At 65.9% G+C, this 14900-nt stretch carries 17 protein-coding genes; 6 read left to right on the plus strand and 11 right to left on the minus strand.

Going from position 1 to position 14900, the window contains the following annotated elements; all coding sequences use genetic code 11:
• Nucleotides 1-78: 78 nt before the first annotated feature.
• The 4 genes from dnaJ to hrcA form a co-directional block, all read right to left on the minus strand.
• The gene (gene dnaJ, locus G332_RS0104170) at nucleotides 79-1227 is read right to left on the minus strand and encodes a molecular chaperone DnaJ (protein WP_026340585.1); all 1149 of its coding nucleotides are present in this window, start codon (nucleotides 1225-1227) and stop codon (nucleotides 79-81) included.
• Nucleotides 1228-1358: 131 nt separating this feature from the next.
• The gene (gene dnaK / locus G332_RS0104175) at nucleotides 1359-3290 is read right to left on the minus strand and encodes a molecular chaperone DnaK (protein ID WP_019625739.1); all 1932 of its coding nucleotides are present in this window, start codon (nucleotides 3288-3290) and stop codon (nucleotides 1359-1361) included.
• 139 nt (nucleotides 3291-3429) lie between these two features.
• Nucleotides 3430-4008: a nucleotide exchange factor GrpE gene (grpE, locus tag G332_RS0104180; RefSeq protein WP_019625740.1), complete on the minus strand. Its 579-nt coding sequence runs from the start codon at nucleotides 4006-4008 to the stop codon at nucleotides 3430-3432.
• 140 nt (nucleotides 4009-4148) lie between these two features.
• The gene (gene hrcA / locus G332_RS0104185) at nucleotides 4149-5204 is read right to left on the minus strand and encodes a heat-inducible transcriptional repressor HrcA (protein ID WP_019625741.1); all 1056 of its coding nucleotides are present in this window, start codon (nucleotides 5202-5204) and stop codon (nucleotides 4149-4151) included.
• A 115-nt stretch (nucleotides 5205-5319) separates the two neighbouring features.
• On the opposite strand from hrcA, the gene G332_RS0104190 reads away from it, so the two are divergent.
• Both G332_RS0104190 and recN read left to right on the plus strand, forming a co-directional pair.
• Nucleotides 5320-6198 carry an NAD(+) kinase gene (locus G332_RS0104190; RefSeq protein ID WP_019625742.1) on the plus strand — a complete coding sequence of 293 codons (879 nt, stop codon included), beginning with the start codon at nucleotides 5320-5322 and terminating at the stop codon, nucleotides 6196-6198.
• A 7-nt stretch (nucleotides 6199-6205) separates the two neighbouring features.
• Nucleotides 6206-7867, plus strand: coding sequence for a DNA repair protein RecN (gene recN / locus G332_RS0104195; protein ID WP_019625743.1), 1662 nt, complete (start codon nucleotides 6206-6208; stop codon nucleotides 7865-7867).
• Between the two features lie 13 nt (nucleotides 7868-7880).
• Here the strand turns inward: recN and G332_RS0104200 are convergent, their stop codons facing one another.
• Genes G332_RS0104200 through G332_RS0104210 form a run of 3 tightly spaced genes read right to left on the minus strand, consistent with a single transcriptional unit; the run spans nucleotide 7881 to nucleotide 9585 of the window.
• Nucleotides 7881-8363 (minus strand): gamma-glutamylcyclotransferase, encoded by a 483-nt coding sequence (locus G332_RS0104200; RefSeq protein ID WP_019625744.1) that lies wholly within the window; start codon nucleotides 8361-8363, stop codon nucleotides 7881-7883.
• A 6-nt stretch (nucleotides 8364-8369) separates the two neighbouring features.
• Nucleotides 8370-8882 (minus strand): YcgN family cysteine cluster protein, encoded by a 513-nt coding sequence (locus tag G332_RS0104205; RefSeq protein ID WP_019625745.1) that lies wholly within the window; start codon nucleotides 8880-8882, stop codon nucleotides 8370-8372.
• Nucleotides 8875-9585 carry a hypothetical protein gene (locus G332_RS0104210; RefSeq protein WP_019625746.1) on the minus strand — a complete coding sequence of 237 codons (711 nt, stop codon included), beginning with the start codon at nucleotides 9583-9585 and terminating at the stop codon, nucleotides 8875-8877. Before G332_RS0104210 ends, G332_RS0104205 begins: the two co-directional genes overlap by 8 nt.
• Nucleotides 9586-9695: 110 nt before the next feature.
• On the opposite strand from G332_RS0104210, the gene G332_RS0104215 reads away from it, so the two are divergent.
• The 3 genes from G332_RS0104215 (at nucleotide 9696) to G332_RS0104225 (ending at nucleotide 11597) form a co-directional block, all read left to right on the plus strand.
• The gene (locus G332_RS0104215; protein WP_019625747.1) at nucleotides 9696-10844 is read left to right on the plus strand and encodes a hypothetical protein; all 1149 of its coding nucleotides are present in this window, start codon (nucleotides 9696-9698) and stop codon (nucleotides 10842-10844) included.
• Nucleotides 10845-10910: 66 nt separating this feature from the next.
• On the plus strand, nucleotides 10911-11126 hold the full coding sequence (locus G332_RS0104220) for a hypothetical protein (RefSeq protein ID WP_019625748.1): 216 nt from the start codon (nucleotides 10911-10913) through the stop codon (nucleotides 11124-11126).
• 33 nt (nucleotides 11127-11159) lie between these two features.
• Nucleotides 11160-11597, plus strand: a complete 438-nt coding sequence (locus G332_RS0104225; protein WP_019625749.1) for a hypothetical protein — start codon at nucleotides 11160-11162, stop codon at nucleotides 11595-11597.
• 38 nt (nucleotides 11598-11635) lie between these two features.
• Here G332_RS0104225 and G332_RS0104230 read toward each other — a convergent pair whose 3' ends face one another.
• Complete coding sequence (locus tag G332_RS0104230; protein WP_026340586.1) at nucleotides 11636-12310, minus strand: tetratricopeptide repeat protein; 675 nt, start codon at nucleotides 12308-12310, stop codon at nucleotides 11636-11638.
• A 283-nt stretch (nucleotides 12311-12593) separates the two neighbouring features.
• On the opposite strand from G332_RS0104230, the gene G332_RS0104235 reads away from it, so the two are divergent.
• On the plus strand, nucleotides 12594-12896 hold the full coding sequence (locus tag G332_RS0104235) for a hypothetical protein (protein WP_019625751.1): 303 nt from the start codon (nucleotides 12594-12596) through the stop codon (nucleotides 12894-12896).
• A 444-nt stretch (nucleotides 12897-13340) separates the two neighbouring features.
• Here G332_RS0104235 and G332_RS0104240 read toward each other — a convergent pair whose 3' ends face one another.
• The 3 genes from G332_RS0104240 to G332_RS0104250 form a co-directional block, all read right to left on the minus strand.
• Nucleotides 13341-13532, minus strand: coding sequence for a hypothetical protein (locus G332_RS0104240; protein WP_019625752.1), 192 nt, complete (start codon nucleotides 13530-13532; stop codon nucleotides 13341-13343).
• A 206-nt stretch (nucleotides 13533-13738) separates the two neighbouring features.
• On the minus strand, nucleotides 13739-14419 hold the full coding sequence (locus G332_RS0104245; RefSeq protein ID WP_019625753.1) for a Fe2+-dependent dioxygenase: 681 nt from the start codon (nucleotides 14417-14419) through the stop codon (nucleotides 13739-13741).
• Nucleotides 14420-14587: 168 nt separating this feature from the next.
• The coding region (locus tag G332_RS0104250) for a transposase (protein WP_019625754.1) at nucleotides 14588-14900 on the minus strand (313 nt) is incomplete at its 5' end.

The following is a 14900-nucleotide window of genomic DNA, read 5'->3' on the forward strand; positions in this document are numbered from 1 at the left end:
CGCCTTCCTGTAGACCGTTGTTCGGTGGCCGCTGCAGAGCAACAGGCACGAGTGGCCACCGGAACGACGATGGCGGAGTCACCTGGACCAGAACTTCAAGTCATCGAAGAACCCCTTCACCCCGTCCAGCCAGGAATGCGCCTGCGGACTGTGCTTGGTACCACCCGCCTGGGTGGATTCCTCGAACTGACGCAGCAACTGCTTCTGCTCCTTGGTCAGGTTGATGGGCGTCTCCACGATGACGCGGCAGATCAGGTCACCGACACCGCCCCCGTGAACCGACTTCACGCCCTTGCCTGCCACACGGAACTGCTTGCCGGTCTGAGTCTCTGGCGGGACCTTCAGCTTGACCCGGCCATCCAGTGACGGGACCTCCAGATCTCCACCCAGCGCGGCGGTCGCAAAGGACACCGGCACCTCGCAGTGCAGGTCCGAACCCTCGCGCCGGAACAGCTTGTGCGGCTTGACCCGCACCTGCACGTAAAGATCGCCCGGCGGGCCACCATTCATCCCCGCCTCGCCCTGGCCGGCCAGGCGGATACGATCGCCATTGTCCACACCGGCCGGGATCTTCACATCCAGGGTGTTCTGCTCCTGTACCCGGCCCTTGCCATGACAGGCCTTGCAGGGGTCGGGGATAATCTTGCCCGAACCCTCGCAGCGCGGACAGGTCTGCTGCACCGAGAAGAAACCCTGCTGAATGCGCACCTGACCCACGCCATTGCAGGTCGGGCAGGTCTCGGGCGCGGTCCCCGGTTCGGCACCGGATCCGTCGCAGGCCTCGCAGGTAACCGTGGTTGGGATACGGATCTTCACTTCGGTGCCGAACACCGCCTCTTCCATGGTCAGGTCGAGGTTGTACTGCAGGTCGGAGCCGCGGTAGGCGCGCTGGCCACGGCCACCACCGCCACCCCCGAAGATATCGCCAAAGATATCCTCGAAGATGTCGCTGAAGTTCGAGCCACCGGCACCTCCCCCGAAGCCCCCGGCACCGCCGTCTACTCCCGCGTGCCCGTAGCGGTCGTAGGCCGCTCGCTTCTGGTCGTCGCTGAGGACGTCATAGGCGGCGCGCGCCTCCTTGAATTTGGCCTCGGCCTCCTCGTCCCCCGGATTGCGGTCGGGATGGTACTTCATCGCCAGGCGGCGAAAGGCCTTCTTGATATCGGCAGCCGAGGCGTCCTTGGAGACACCCAGCACCTCGTAGTAGTCGCGTTGTGACATAGTCATTTCCAGGTAGATCGTGCGCGCGAGCGCGGAGTGCCCTCACGCAAACGCCCGGAGTCACCAGTGTTTCCCTGGTACCCCGGGCGCGGCGTTCAAACAGGAATGGGGGGCGCGAAGCCCCGCCAGCTACGGCATCAGCCCTGCTTCTTCTTGTCGTCGTCAACTTCCTCGAACTCGGCATCCACGACGTCGTCGCCCTGCTGGCTGCTATCGGCCTGCTCGGTCCCGGCGTCCCCCGCCGCATCCGCGCCCTGCGCATAGGCCTTCTCGGCCAGCTTACCGGAGGCCTCGGCCAGCTTCTGGGCAGACTGCTCGATGGCCTCGGCGTCATCCCCCTCCATGGCCTTCTTGACCTCGGCCACGGCGGACTCGATCGCGGAGCGCTCGTCGTCGGAGACCTGGTCGCCCAGATCCTTCAGCGACTTTTCGGCAGAGTGCACCAGGGCATCGGCCTGGTTGCGCGCGCCGACCAGCTGCTGGAACTTCTTGTCTTCCTCGGCGTGGGCCTCGGCGTCCTTCACCATCTGTTCGACTTCCTCGTCGGACAGACCGGAGGAGGCCTTGATGACGATCTTGTTCTCCTTGCCGGTGGCCTTGTCCTTGGCCGAGACGTTCAGGATGCCGTTGGAGTCGATGTCGAAGGTGACCTCGATCTGCGGCACGCCGCGCGGCGCGGCCGGGATGTCCTGGAGGTCGAAGCGACCCAGCGACTTGTTGGCGCTGGCCATGTCGCGCTCGCCCTGCAGCACGTGCACGGTGACCGCGGTCTGGTTGTCGTCGGCGGTGGAGAACACCTGATTGGCCCGGGTCGGGATGGTGGTGTTCTTCTCGATCAGCTTGGTCATCACGCCGCCCATGGTCTCGATACCGAGCGACAGCGGGGTCACGTCCAGCAGCAGTACATCCTTGACGTCTCCGCCCAGCACGCCGCCCTGCACCGCGGCGCCGACCGCAACTGCCTCGTCCGGGTTCACGTCCTTGCGCGGCTCCTTGCCGAAGAACTCCTGTACCGCCTCCTGCACCTTGGGCATGCGGGTCTGGCCGCCGACCAGGATCACGTCGTCCACCTCGGAGGCGGACAGGCCGGCATCCTTCAGCGCGACCTTGCATGGCTCGATGGAGCGCTTGACCAGGTCGTCAACGAGGCTTTCCAGCTTGGCGCGGGTGATCTTCAGCGCCAGGTGCTTCGGCCCGGTGTTGTCGGCCGTGATGTACGGCAGGTTGACCTCGGTCTGCTGGCTGGAGGACAGCTCGATCTTGGCCTTCTCGGCGGCCTCCTTCACGCGCTGCATCGCCAGCGGATCGCCCTTGATGTCGATGCCCTGGTCCTTCTTGAACTCGTCAACCAGGTAGTCGATCAGGCGGTTGTCGAAGTCCTCGCCACCCAGGAAGGTGTCGCCGTTGGTCGCCAGCACCTCGAACTGGTGCTCGCCGTCGACCTCGGCGATCTCGATGATCGAGACGTCGAAGGTACCGCCACCCAGGTCATACACGGCGATCTTGCGATCCCCGCGCTGCTTGTCCATGCCATAGGCCAGTGCGGCCGCAGTCGGCTCGTTGATAATGCGCTTGACCTCGAGCCCGGCGATCTTGCCGGCGTCCTTGGTCGCCTGACGCTGGGAGTCGTTGAAGTAGGCCGGGACGGTGATCACCGCCTCGGTCACGGTCTCGCCCAGGTAGTCCTCGGCGGTCTTCTTCATCTTCTGCAGCACGCGCGCAGAGATCTCCGGGGGGGCCATCTTCTTGCCCTGCACCTCGATCCACGCATCGCCGTTGTCGGCCTTCACGATGCTGTAGGAGACCAGCTTGATGTCCTTCTGGACCTCGCCTTCGTCGAACTTGCGGCCGATCAGTCGCTTGGCCGCGAACACGGTGTTCTGCGGATTGGTGACTGCCTGACGCTTGGCGGACTGGCCGACCAGCACCTCGCCGTCGTCACTGAACGCGACGATGGACGGGGTGGTGCGAGTGCCTTCCGCGTTCTCGATGACCTTGGCCTGGTCGCCTTCCATCACGGCGACGCAGGAGTTGGTGGTCCCGAGGTCGATACCGATGATCTTGCCCATGATTGAAATCTCCTGATGCGAAAAAATGGCGCTGCAGAGGGTTGTTCTCTGCCAAGTTGTACGGGAATCTGAGGGCCCGGGCCGGGAATTCAAGGTGCGCGCATGACAGCGTCCCGCAACTGTCCCCGGTTGCCGCGGTTCAGGCGCTCTCGTCGATGTTCGGCGAGGTCGGCGCCTTGGAGACCACCACCATCGCCGGACGCAACACGCGGCCCTGCAGCAGGTAGCCCTTCTGCATGGTCGCCACCACGGTGTTGGGCGGATTATCCGGATCTTCCTGCATGGACATCGCCTGGTGACGCTCCGGATCGAAGCGCTCGCCGGTCGGGTCCTCGGCCTGGATGCCGAATTTCTCGAACACCCGGTTCAGGTTCTTCAGGGTCAGTTCGGCGCCCTCGATGATGCGCTCGACGTCTTTGGACTCGCGGGCAGCCTGCAGGCCCATCTCCAGGGAATCGCCCACCTCCAGCATCTCGGAGGCGAATTTTTCCATCGCGTACTTGTGCGCGTTCTCCAGCTCGCGCTCGAAGCGCCGGCGCTGGTTTTCCAGCTCGGCCTGGGCGCGCAGGGCCTGATCACGACGCTCCTCGGCCAGGGCCTCGAGTTCCTGCAGACGCGATTCGACATCTCCCGCGTCCTCGTCTTCGTCCCCGGGGGGCGCCTCGTGACCGGTCTCGAGTTCTTCCGGCTGTTCCTGGGGTTCCCGCTGTTCCGACATGCTGGCCTCGCGAATCAATGAAAAACCAATCCGCCCGCGCGGCCAGCGGCCGGCAGGCGGGACATCATCCTGTTATCTGACGGGAGTCTGGGGGCACTCGCCGCGGTTTCAAGGACCCGGGCGCCGGCAATGTTGCCCCCCTATCGGCTCTCGTTGGTCGGATCACCCAGCGCCGAACCCAACAGACGCGCGGTCACGTCCACGATCGGGATCACCCGGTCGTAGGACATGCGCGTGGGTCCGATGACCCCCAGCACACCGACCACCTCCCCGTCGACGCTGTAGGGGGCAGTCACCACCGAGCAGTTCTCGAACCAGTCGAGGCCGGATTCGCGGCCGATGAAGATCTGCACGCGGTCGCTGCGGATGCACTGGTCGAGTATCCCGAGGATCTCCTGCTTTTCGTTAAAGGCCTCCAGCAGCTGCCGCAGGCGCTCCATGTCCGCCAGCTCCTCGTAGCCGAGCAGATGGGTCTGGCCGGCCACGACCACGTCGTCCGGGTCCTCGTCGCCGACCGCCTTCTCGCCCAGATCAATCGCCGCCAGCATCATCGCGTCCAGGTCGTCGCGCACGTCCCGCATCTCGCGCAACAGCTCGGCCCGCACCGCGTGCAGGCTCTTGCCTGCCAGATGGGCATTCAGATAGTTCGCCATGCGCTGCAGCTCGTCCTGGCCGAAGTCGCGTTCCAGCTCCAGCACGCGGTTCTGTACTTCCTTGCCGTCGATGACCAGGATCGCGAGGATGCGCCCCTCGCCCAGACGCAGGAACTCGATCTGACTCAGCGCGACATTGCGATGCCGTGGCAGGCGCACCATACCGGCCATGCGGGTCACCCGCGACAGCAGGTTGCTGGTGGTATCCATCAGATCCTGGGTGCTGGCGTTCGGATCAAAACCGGACTGGATCGCGCGCACCTCCTCCGGCGAGGGGTTACGCACCTCCAGCAGGCTGTCGACAAACAGCCGATAGCCGGCCGGCGTCGGGATGCGCCCGGCCGAGGTGTGCGGCGAATGGATCAGACCGATGTCTTCGAGATCGGCCATCACGTTGCGCACGGTGGCCGCGCTCACGCTCAGCCCGGAGCTGCGGGCCAGGGTGCGCGAGCCGACGGGCTGGCCGTCCCGGATATAGCTCTCGATCAGGGTCCGCAGCAGGGTGCGTGCCCTAGCGTCCAGATTGATCGTTGCGTGATCCATGGGTCGTCAGCGCTCCACTCGGTCGAGTGCCAGAAAACTACAGTCTTCGGTTACACCCGATACAGGTCAAGAAACCCCGGGTGCAGTCGCAGTCCCTTTTCCGGATAATGCCGCCATGATGCCAGACTTCAACAAGGTCGGACTGGTCGGCAAGACCAGTGACTCGCGCACCGCGCCTCTGGTCGCCACGCTGGTCGATCTGCTGCAGGCGCGCGGCCGCCAGGTCTTCATGGAGCAGGAGATCGCGGGGTTCGAGCGTCCGGAGAGCGTCGCCCTCCTGCCGCTGGACGATCTGGCGCACCGGGTCGACCTGCTGATCATTATCGGCGGCGACGGGACCCTGCTGGCCACCGCCCGCCAGGTTGCCGATGCCGACACCCCGCTGCTGGGGATCAACCTCGGTCGCCTGGGGTTCCTTGTGGACGTCTCCCCGGATACCGCCCCGGAGGAGCTGGGCGAGGTGCTGGACGGTGCCTTCGAGCGCGAACCGCGGGCGATGCTCGAATCCGAGCTGATCCGCGACGGCGTCACCATCCACCACGGGATTGCACTGAACGACGTCGTGGTCCACGTACTGAGCGTGGTACGCATCATCGAGTTCGACACCGCAATCGACGGCATGGACATCGGCCGCCTGCGCGCCGACGGCCTGGTCGTGGCCACACCTACGGGCTCCACCGCCTACGCCCTGTCTGCCGGCGGACCGATCCTGACCCCGCAACTGGACGCCATGGTGATGGTCCCGGTCTGCCCGCACAGCCTGAATCATCGCCCTCTGGTGGTCAGCGGGCGTTCCACGGTGGAGATCCGTCTGTCCAGTGGCAGCCGTTCGCCGGCCCAGGTCGCACTGGACGGCCAGGAGAACGTGGACTTCGCCCCCGGCGACCTGCTGCGCATCCACCGTCGTGAACAGGCCCTGACCCTGATCCACCCCCGCGAACATCACTTCCTGCGCGTGCTGAGGACCAAGCTGCGCTGGGGCGAACAACCCTGAGTCCGCCATGCTGCACCTGATCAGCATCCGCGACTTCGCGATCATCGACCGGCTGGAACTGGAACTGGACGCGGGCCTGAGCGCCCTCACCGGCGAGACCGGAGCCGGCAAGTCCATCCTGATCGACGTGATCGGACAGCTGCTGGGCGACCGCGCAGACGCCGGCATGGTCCGCGAGGGGACCGAGCAGGCCGACCTGTCCGCAGAGTTCACCCTGCCCGATCCGGGCCCGGCCCGTGCCTGGCTGACCGAACAGGACCTCGCGGACGCCGACGACGAAGCGGTGCTGCTGCGCCGCGTCCTGACCCGCCAGGGCAAGAGCCGCGCCTGGATCAACGGCCGCCCGGTCGCGGTCGGACAACTGCGCACGCTGGGCCAGTGGCTGGTGGACATCCACGGCCAGCACGCCCATCACCAACTGCTGCAACGTGATACCCAGCGCCACTGGCTGGACGGATTCATCAAAGGCGACCGCGTGTCCCGCGTACGCGAGACCTATGGCGCCTGGCGCGACTCCGCCCGCGCCCTGGAACAGGCCCGCGAGCACCAGGCGGACACCTCCAACCGTCTCGACCTGTTGCGCTTTCAAACCGGCGAACTGGCCGAACTGGCCCCGGTGCAGGACGAATACCCGCAACTGCTGGTCGAGCAGAACCGGCTTGCCCACGGTACCGAGGTGCTGACCGCGCTGCAGACCGCCAGCCAGCAACTCGAGGATGACGCCGGCGTCGACCCCCGGATCGGACAGATCCTGCACGCGTTGCAGGACGCCGCCCAGCACGACGAACGGGTCAACCCGGCGGTGGAACTGCTGGAATCCGCACGCATCCAGATTGACGAGGCCGGCGACACCCTGCGCCGGCTGGCCGACGGCATCGAACTGGACCCGGAGCGCCTGGCCGAGCTGGACCAGCGCGTCGGCGAATATCTGCGGCTGGCGCGCAAGCACCGGGTCGACCCCGAGGCCCTGCCGGGCCTGTACGACGAACTGCAGTCGGAACTGGATGCCCTGGAGAACGGCGACCAGACTCTCGAGGCCCTGGAGGCACGCGAACAGGAGGCCCGTACCGCCCTGGATACGGCCGCCGCGGCATTGAGCAAGGCACGCCAGCAGACCGCCAGGCGCATCAGCCGGGCCGTCACCGACACCATGCAGGAGCTGGGCATGGCCGGCGGCCACTTCGAGATCGCGATCGAGCCCACCGACGAGCCGCAGGCGCACGGCCAGGACCAGATCGAGTTCCGCGTGGCGGCGAACCCCGGGGCCGCGCCCCAGCCAATGGCAAAGGTCGCCTCCGGCGGTGAACTCTCGCGCATCGGGCTCGCGCTGCAGGTGCTGGCCAGCCAGCAGCAGACCGTGCCCACGCTGATCTTCGACGAGGTCGACAGTGGCATCAGCGGCGCGGTCGCCGAGATCGTCGGGCGCAAGCTTCGAACCCTGGGCGACCGCCATCAGGTCCTGTGCGTGACCCATCTGGCCCAGGTCGCCGCCCAGGCCCATCAGCAACTGGAGGTGCAGAAATCGCACGGCAAGAACGGCACTCGCACCGCCATCCAGCCGCTGGATAACGAACGCCGCGTGGAGGCCCTGGCCCGCCTGATCGGCGGCACCCAGATCACCGAAACCACCCGCACCCACGCCCGCGAGCTGCTCGCCACGGCGGGCTAGTGGGCCACGCAATTCAGAGCCGCGCCGGCCAGGTACCGTCCGGCAGATCGCGCGCTCCAGGCGGCAGGCGCGGCATCCAGTAAACCCAGAGCGCTGCCGGACCCTCCGCAGTCCAGGCGGGTACCAGTGCGCGGCGATACTCGCCGCGGCCGTCCGGGCGCACGCCCTCCAGGGCATCGACACGCGGCAGGGTACGCGCCGGGTCGGGCAGGCGAATCCACTCGCCGTGCACAAGCCCTTGCGCCGCTTCCGGAGCAGGCGGCGCGAGCCCCCGGAACCGGCGCTGCCGCCCCGCATCACAGGACGGGTCCCGCCCGGAACGCAGAAGAATGCTACGGTCCGATATCTGCACGGCGGGATAACCCACCGGCAAGTCATGCAGCGACCCGGCAATGAACGCCGGGCGAATTCGCACGGCCTGCGCGCAGAACGCACGGTGGTTGGCAAAACCCCGCTTCAGCGTCCCGTATACGAACAGGTCAACGTAGCCCGCCATGCCTGCCTACTCCTGCGGAAGCCGGACCACCGGACGCCACAGACGTGCGGACTCCGGGACCTCGCCGGGCCAGTCGACCACATAGTCGATCAGGGGGAGGTCCGGGGCCTCGCACTCGCGGATCACCCGTCCGGCCACCGACACCCGGGCGCGCTTCACGCTCTCCGGATCCCCCGTCAGCAGGGGGTGCCAGGTCGGCAGCGGGTGGCCCTCGAAGCGCAAGCGATAGGCGCAGGTGGGCGGCAACCAGTAATAGTGGGGCAGGTCCTTTCGGGTCAGCTGGATGCAGTCCGGCACGAAGTCCCGGCGGTTGGCGTAGTCCGAGCAGAAACCGGTCTCGCAGTCGAGCAGATCACAGGCGAGCCAGGTAAAGGCCAGCTCGCCCGAGTCCTCATCCTCCAGCTTATGCAGGCAACAACGGCCGCAGCCATCACACAGCGCTTCCCACTCCGCGTGGGTCAGCGTCTCCAGCGGGCGCTCCCAGAACGGGACCGCGGACCGCGCATCGGGTTCAGTCATGCCCCCCCGGCCCCCCGTGGTCCTCGCCCAGCCGCCGGCGGCCCTCGTCGCGCAGACGCTCCACGGTCTGTGCCCAGCGCTCCTGGGTCACGTAATGCATCAGCACACGCCCACGGCGTGGCACCAGGATCGCGAGCCCTGCCTCGGGGTACAGCCAGTAGCCGTGCTCGGAATCGATGCGCATGCGCTCGCTCGGCTCGCCGAAACGCTCGACGATCAGCTCCTCGTTCCAGCGCGCCCGCGGGACATAACTCAACTCCACGATCGGCACGTGACCAAGCGATACCAGGGCATCGTCGCTGAGGCCGTAGCGGCGCGCCCCGCTGGGCATCGGACGCTCGGAAGTCACCTGGGCCTCGATCCGGTCCAGCGCGGCCGCGTCCAGATCCGGACGCAGGATCAGGTTCGCATCAAACGGCGGGATTCGGGCGTTCGCATAATACGCCTCGACCATACGCGAACCGTCGGGATCCACGAACAGACGGATATCCGGCACCGGCAGCCGGTTCACCAGGTCGGCCATCGTGGTCTCGCCCAGCACGATTCCCAGCGCGCGCGTGCGCTGGGAATCCGCCACCTCGATCTGCCAGGGCAGGTCGGTAAACTGCTGACTGCGCATGCCACCCGGGTTGGAATACACCCACATGGCCAGCGCCAGGATCGCCACCATCGCGCCCACACCCACAATCCAGCGTACCTGCATGCCCTGCGCCCCTATGCGTCGTTGGAAAACCGCATCTCGCGGGCCAGCCCCGCGACGCCGGCATTCCGTATAATGCCTGCCTCCCGCTGGCCACCGGATGACAGCTCGCCATGTTCTCACGTTTGTCCGCCTGGATCACCGCCCGCTCCGTGCCCCGCGATGCCCGCGAACGCATCGTCGTGCTGGGCCCGCACACCACGCTCGCGGCCGCTGCCGACTGGTTGCAGGAACTCGCCGCGACAACGGGTGCCGTCACGCTGGGTGTCACCGACGCCCGGCAGGACAACGCGGCCACCGTGCCGGGGCTCGAGATGCCCACGGTTGCCCTGCCCCCGGACCTGGCCCCGGAACGCCTGCCGCGTCTGCAGCCACGCGCGGTGCTGGTCATCGGGGCCGCCGGCGCGCTGGGCCCGGCGCTTGCGCGGCTGGATACGCCGCGTATCTGGGTGAACGCCGCAGGCGCGGCACCGACCGGCGTGGACTGGGCGCTGGTACTGGCAGCCCGCTCAGGCGCGACCGAAGCCCCGGCCGAAGTGATCGGCGACCCGATCGCCGGGGCAGTCACGCTACCGGAGCTGCCGACACGCGATACCGACTTCTGCGAGCGGTTTCGCGAGTATCACGAAAAGGGCTGGCCCATCCTGCTGGCCCCGAACACCGGCCCGGGCGAGGAAGCCTTTGCCTTTGCGGTATTGTTTGCCGTTCTGCAAAAAACCGCCGCGATCCTGCTGCTCGCGCCCGCGGACCCGGCCCGGCACGAGCCGGTCTATCGTGATGCGATCAAGTACTCGCTGCCCATCATTCGCCACAACCGTTTCATGACGTCGTTCGTACCGCGCAAGAACCGGGTGTACTACATCGAGGACCCGGAGACCCTGCAGGCAGCCTACAGCTGTGCCGACATCACCCTGCCCGGGGGCACCCTGGCCGCCAGCGAGACACCACCGGACCTGGGGCTGCCGCTGGCGCATGGCAGCGCCGTCATCTGCGGACCGGCCGCTCACGAGCCGCACCCGGACGCCGCTACCCGCCTGCGCATGGCTGCCGAACACACGGGCCTGGTCGCCCACGGCGAAGATCCCGAACAGGTCGCCCGCGAGGTTCTGGCCCGACTGTCCGAGGGTGTTGATCGCGAGGCGCGGTGCCGGGCGCTCGCGGGCTGGCAGGCCCGCCAAATCGACGCCCGGGCGTCCGTACAAACCCGCCTGCAGGCCCTGCTCGGCGCAACCGGGAAAAGCCAGACCGGCCCTTCCCGGTAGACTGCAACTAATTGATCTATAATCAGGTCTACAGGCCATGAACGCTGACCGCAACGGGCTCTACACATGATGGACGCAAACGCCGCCCTGAAGGGCATCCAGAACGGCATGACCGGCATGCGCCAGCAGGCGCATACGGTGGCGGCCGAACCGGCCGGAACCCGTGACAGCACCACGGCACAGGTCGGCATGATTGCGAGCCAGAATCAGATCGAGGCCGCGGTGAAGACCCTGCAGACCGAAGATCGCATGGTTGGCTCGCTTCTCGATATACGCGCCTGAACGCGCATCACAGGAGACTCGTCGAGACACGCGATGGACGTTCCGGTCACCAATCCCTCGGCTGCGGTACCGCCCGGCACACGCCCGACCGGCAACGACCGGCTGGGCCTCGGGCAAACCGCCACCCCGGCCGACTTCGACCGCCCGCTGAATGATCCCGAGGCAGGCGCGCCCCGGCGTGCGATCGAGGACCGTCCGGAACAGGACCAGAACCGTCGCGGAGAGGGTGAGCAGTCGGAGACGGGTCTCGCCTTCCCGCCGCGCTCGGAACAGGAAATGGCCTCGCGCGCACGGGTCGCAGCGCAGATCGAGGCATTTCGCAACGGGGACGACCCCCGCGAGACCGCGACAACCGACGGCAGCGAACTGGCCGGCCCCGGAATCGAGACCCTGCGCCGCCGCGTCGAGCTCGCGGTCAGCCTGGCCGGCCCAACCGAGCAACCCCGACGCGAACTGAACGTGGTGGTTTGAGAACGCGCTTGCGACGTCCGCCCCATCGCGGACCCGAGCTACTGCAGACGAGCCGACCCCGCCGTTGCATGATTCCTCAGCCATTCCTGAGCCCGCTCACCCGCGTGCAGACGCTGATCCGGGGTTAGCTCGCGGGCAACCCGCTCGCGATAGCGCGCCGCACTGGCCACCCCCATTTCGGCCGCGATGGCGTACCACTTGAACGCCGAGACGTCGGAACGCTCCACGCCCTCCCCCATCGCGAACAACCGGGCGAGATTGGCTGCCCCCCGACCTTCACCCGACTCGGCCGCCAGCAGATACCACTGCGCCGCCTGCTCCGCATCCTGTGGCAGGCCGCGCCCCTCGTCGAACTTGAGGCCCAGATTGAACATCGCCTGGGCGTTGCCGCGCTCGGCCGCGAAATGGAACCAGCGCGCGGCCTCGTTGGCATCCTGCATTACGCCGTCACCCTGCTCGTGCAGAACCGCCAGGTTGAATGCTGCGTCCGGAAAGCCGGCATTCGCCGCCTGTCGATACCAGTGCGCGGCCCCCGCGGCATCGCGCGGCAGGTGCTGCCCTTCGTCCAGCAGGACCCCAAGGTTGTAGGCGCACTGGGCATCGCCGAGACGCGCACCCTGCTGCCAGCAGTGGATGGCCGCTTCGGTGTCACCGGCAGACCACGCCTGCTGCGCCTGCCCGATCAAGTTCTCGATTTCGGAAGATTCGCTCATGTCGGTCCAGTCAGTGTGATCGCTCAAGCGCCGTTCCAGGCCACGACTCTACCGACGCCACTCGCGCCCGTCGATCAACCCTTAAGGAGACGCTGATCAAGATTTCCTCAAGAAAGCGCGATGCTCCACCGGGCCTGACCTGCGACAAGCTCGGCTGCCTCGCCAAAGCGTGCATCCATCACAAAGTGCGATCACCGCCTTGAACACAAGCCGGCGCTGTCTTGTCCCCTGCCCCGAACACGAAGAAGAGCCTTCCCGGCAACATCAACAAGGAGTGCACCCGATGAAACGATCCACCGCCATCATGGCCACCCTCGCCATCGCCCCGTTTGCCCTGCTGGTCGGCTGCGCCGACGACGGCATGGACATGGACGAGTTCGAGCAGCAACAGATGGAACAACAGGAAATGCAGCAGGACGGTGGCATGCAGGCTCCGCCGCCCCAGGAAGGGATGCAACAGGATGGGGGCATGCAGGCTCCGCCCGCTGAAGGGGAGATGCATCAGCCGCCTGAAGGCGAGGCAATGCCCGAGCCGGAAGGCAGCATGCAGCCGCAGGAAGACCAGGAGGGCGGCTCCCAGTACTAACCGCACTGCGGCGAGCACGCTCTGCTCAAGGCTGACGGCAAAAGGCCCGGGCAGGTTTCCCTGTCCGGGCCTTCCTGCATCATGCAGATGTCGCCCAGGGAGACGCCGATTGAATCGCACATTCGCGCTCGAGTCGCTTTTGCGTGCGTTTAATGCGCGGTGACGGTCGTGCAGTTACTCTGCTACAGGTGAACCGCAACGCTGTGCGCGCGCCCGTTTTTGATCAAAAACGGGCGGCCGAGCCCCTACTTTCAATGGCTTGTGGGGTTGGTGCCCCCTCCCCCGATTCTGAATGAATATGGCCCGATCCTGCGTTGCGCCCCGGGTCCATCGAAAACGGGCGGGTAGAACCACTACCCGCTGTTTGAGGCGCCTTGTCTCGGAACGCTTGTCTCCAAAAACTGGGGGGCACCCACGCGGACCTGCGATTCAATCAGCGTATCCCTAGTCGTCAAAAGCCTCTTCCATCTCGTCAGCGGCGTCGTCCAGCGCATCGCCCGCGTCTTCCATCGCGTCATCGATGTTCTCACCGGCCTCTTCCGCCGGGCCCTGATTGTCACAGCCCGCGAGGGTCGCGCTGCCCAGCGCCATCATCAGGGCAAGCAAGAAGACTGTCAGTCGAGACTTTTCGAACATCGGTTCACTCCTTTACGGAAAATTGGATCCTTTGCATAGACAGCCCAACCAGCGAACACAGTCAAAAACCATTGCCAGCTGGACTCGACGGGTGGGACCAACGACAAACGCGAACGATCCACGCAACTCATGGCCGGGCTCGGGTTTTGTGATGCGGTTCCAACTCGCCAGGGACCAGGGACGAAGGCGAGAGCTTCAGTGATATTTCAGCATTCGGACCAGCGGCGGAGGAGGTTGTTATAAAGCCCCGTCAGCCGCACCAAGTCCGTGTCCTCCTCGCCATGGCGCCCACGCAAACCCCGCAACGCCGTATCCATTTCGTACAGGTGCCGCCGCTGTTCCGTATCCTTCACCAGGCTTTGCATGAACATGTAACAGGCCAGGCGCTCGCCACGAGTGACCGGTCGCACTTCGTGAATGGAGCCGGAGGGGTAGACGACCAGGCTACCAGCAGCCAGCTTGATCTGGTGAACGCCATAGATGTCCTCGATCGTAAGCTCACCTCCTTCGTACTCGTCGGGATCCGACAGGAACAGCGTGGCCGAGATGTCGGTGCGAAGATAACTGCCATCCGGCAGCGGACGCAGCGTGCTGTCCGTGTGCAAGCCGTAACGGTTGGTCTCCCCCGTGTAACGATTGAAATTGGGCGGCAGGATCTTGAATGGAAGCGCAGCACTCAGCAGCGTTTCGCTCCGGTTCAGGGCACGCATCACCGTGGTCCGCATATCCTGCAAACGCGGGTCACCCTCGGGGATCTGCAAGTTTTTCTTCACCGTGCGTGCCTGGGGCCCGGCGCTGACCCCCGTGGCCCAGTCCGCCTGACGCAGGCCCTCGCGTAGCGCATCCAGTTCATCTTGCTGCAGCACGTTGTCGATGGTCACCAGCACATTAGTCCCTCCCCTCGAACGGCAAAAAACGCCGGCGCATTGATAGCGCCGGCATTTGCTGGCCGCTTCCGAATCGAGCGGCCTGATGACAATCCCGGAGCAGTGGCCATAGAGTGTAAACCCCAATCATGGCCACCCTGCCTCCAGCCCCTGCGCCACTAGTGCCCCTTAACAATAGTTCGCAGTATTATTGAGGCGCTCGCTTACACGGGCGATGGAGGCGATGATATGGTCGGCGGTTTTGCGCCAGATGAACGGTCGGGGTTCATCGTTGTATGTCTCCAGGTATTCGCGGATGGAATCCTCGAGTTCCCGAGTGCTGCGATGCGAACCGCGTTTGATCCAGCGTTCCGAGATGAGCGCGAAGAAGCGTTCAACCAAGTTGATCCATGACGCCGAGGTGGGCGTGAAGTGCACATGGTAACGCGGCCGCGCAGCGAACCACGCACGCACTTTTTCGGTTTTGTGGGTGCCGTAGTTG

The organism is Thioalkalivibrio sp. ALJT, from assembly GCF_000381825.1.
Lineage (GTDB): Bacteria > Pseudomonadota > Gammaproteobacteria > Ectothiorhodospirales > Ectothiorhodospiraceae > Thioalkalivibrio.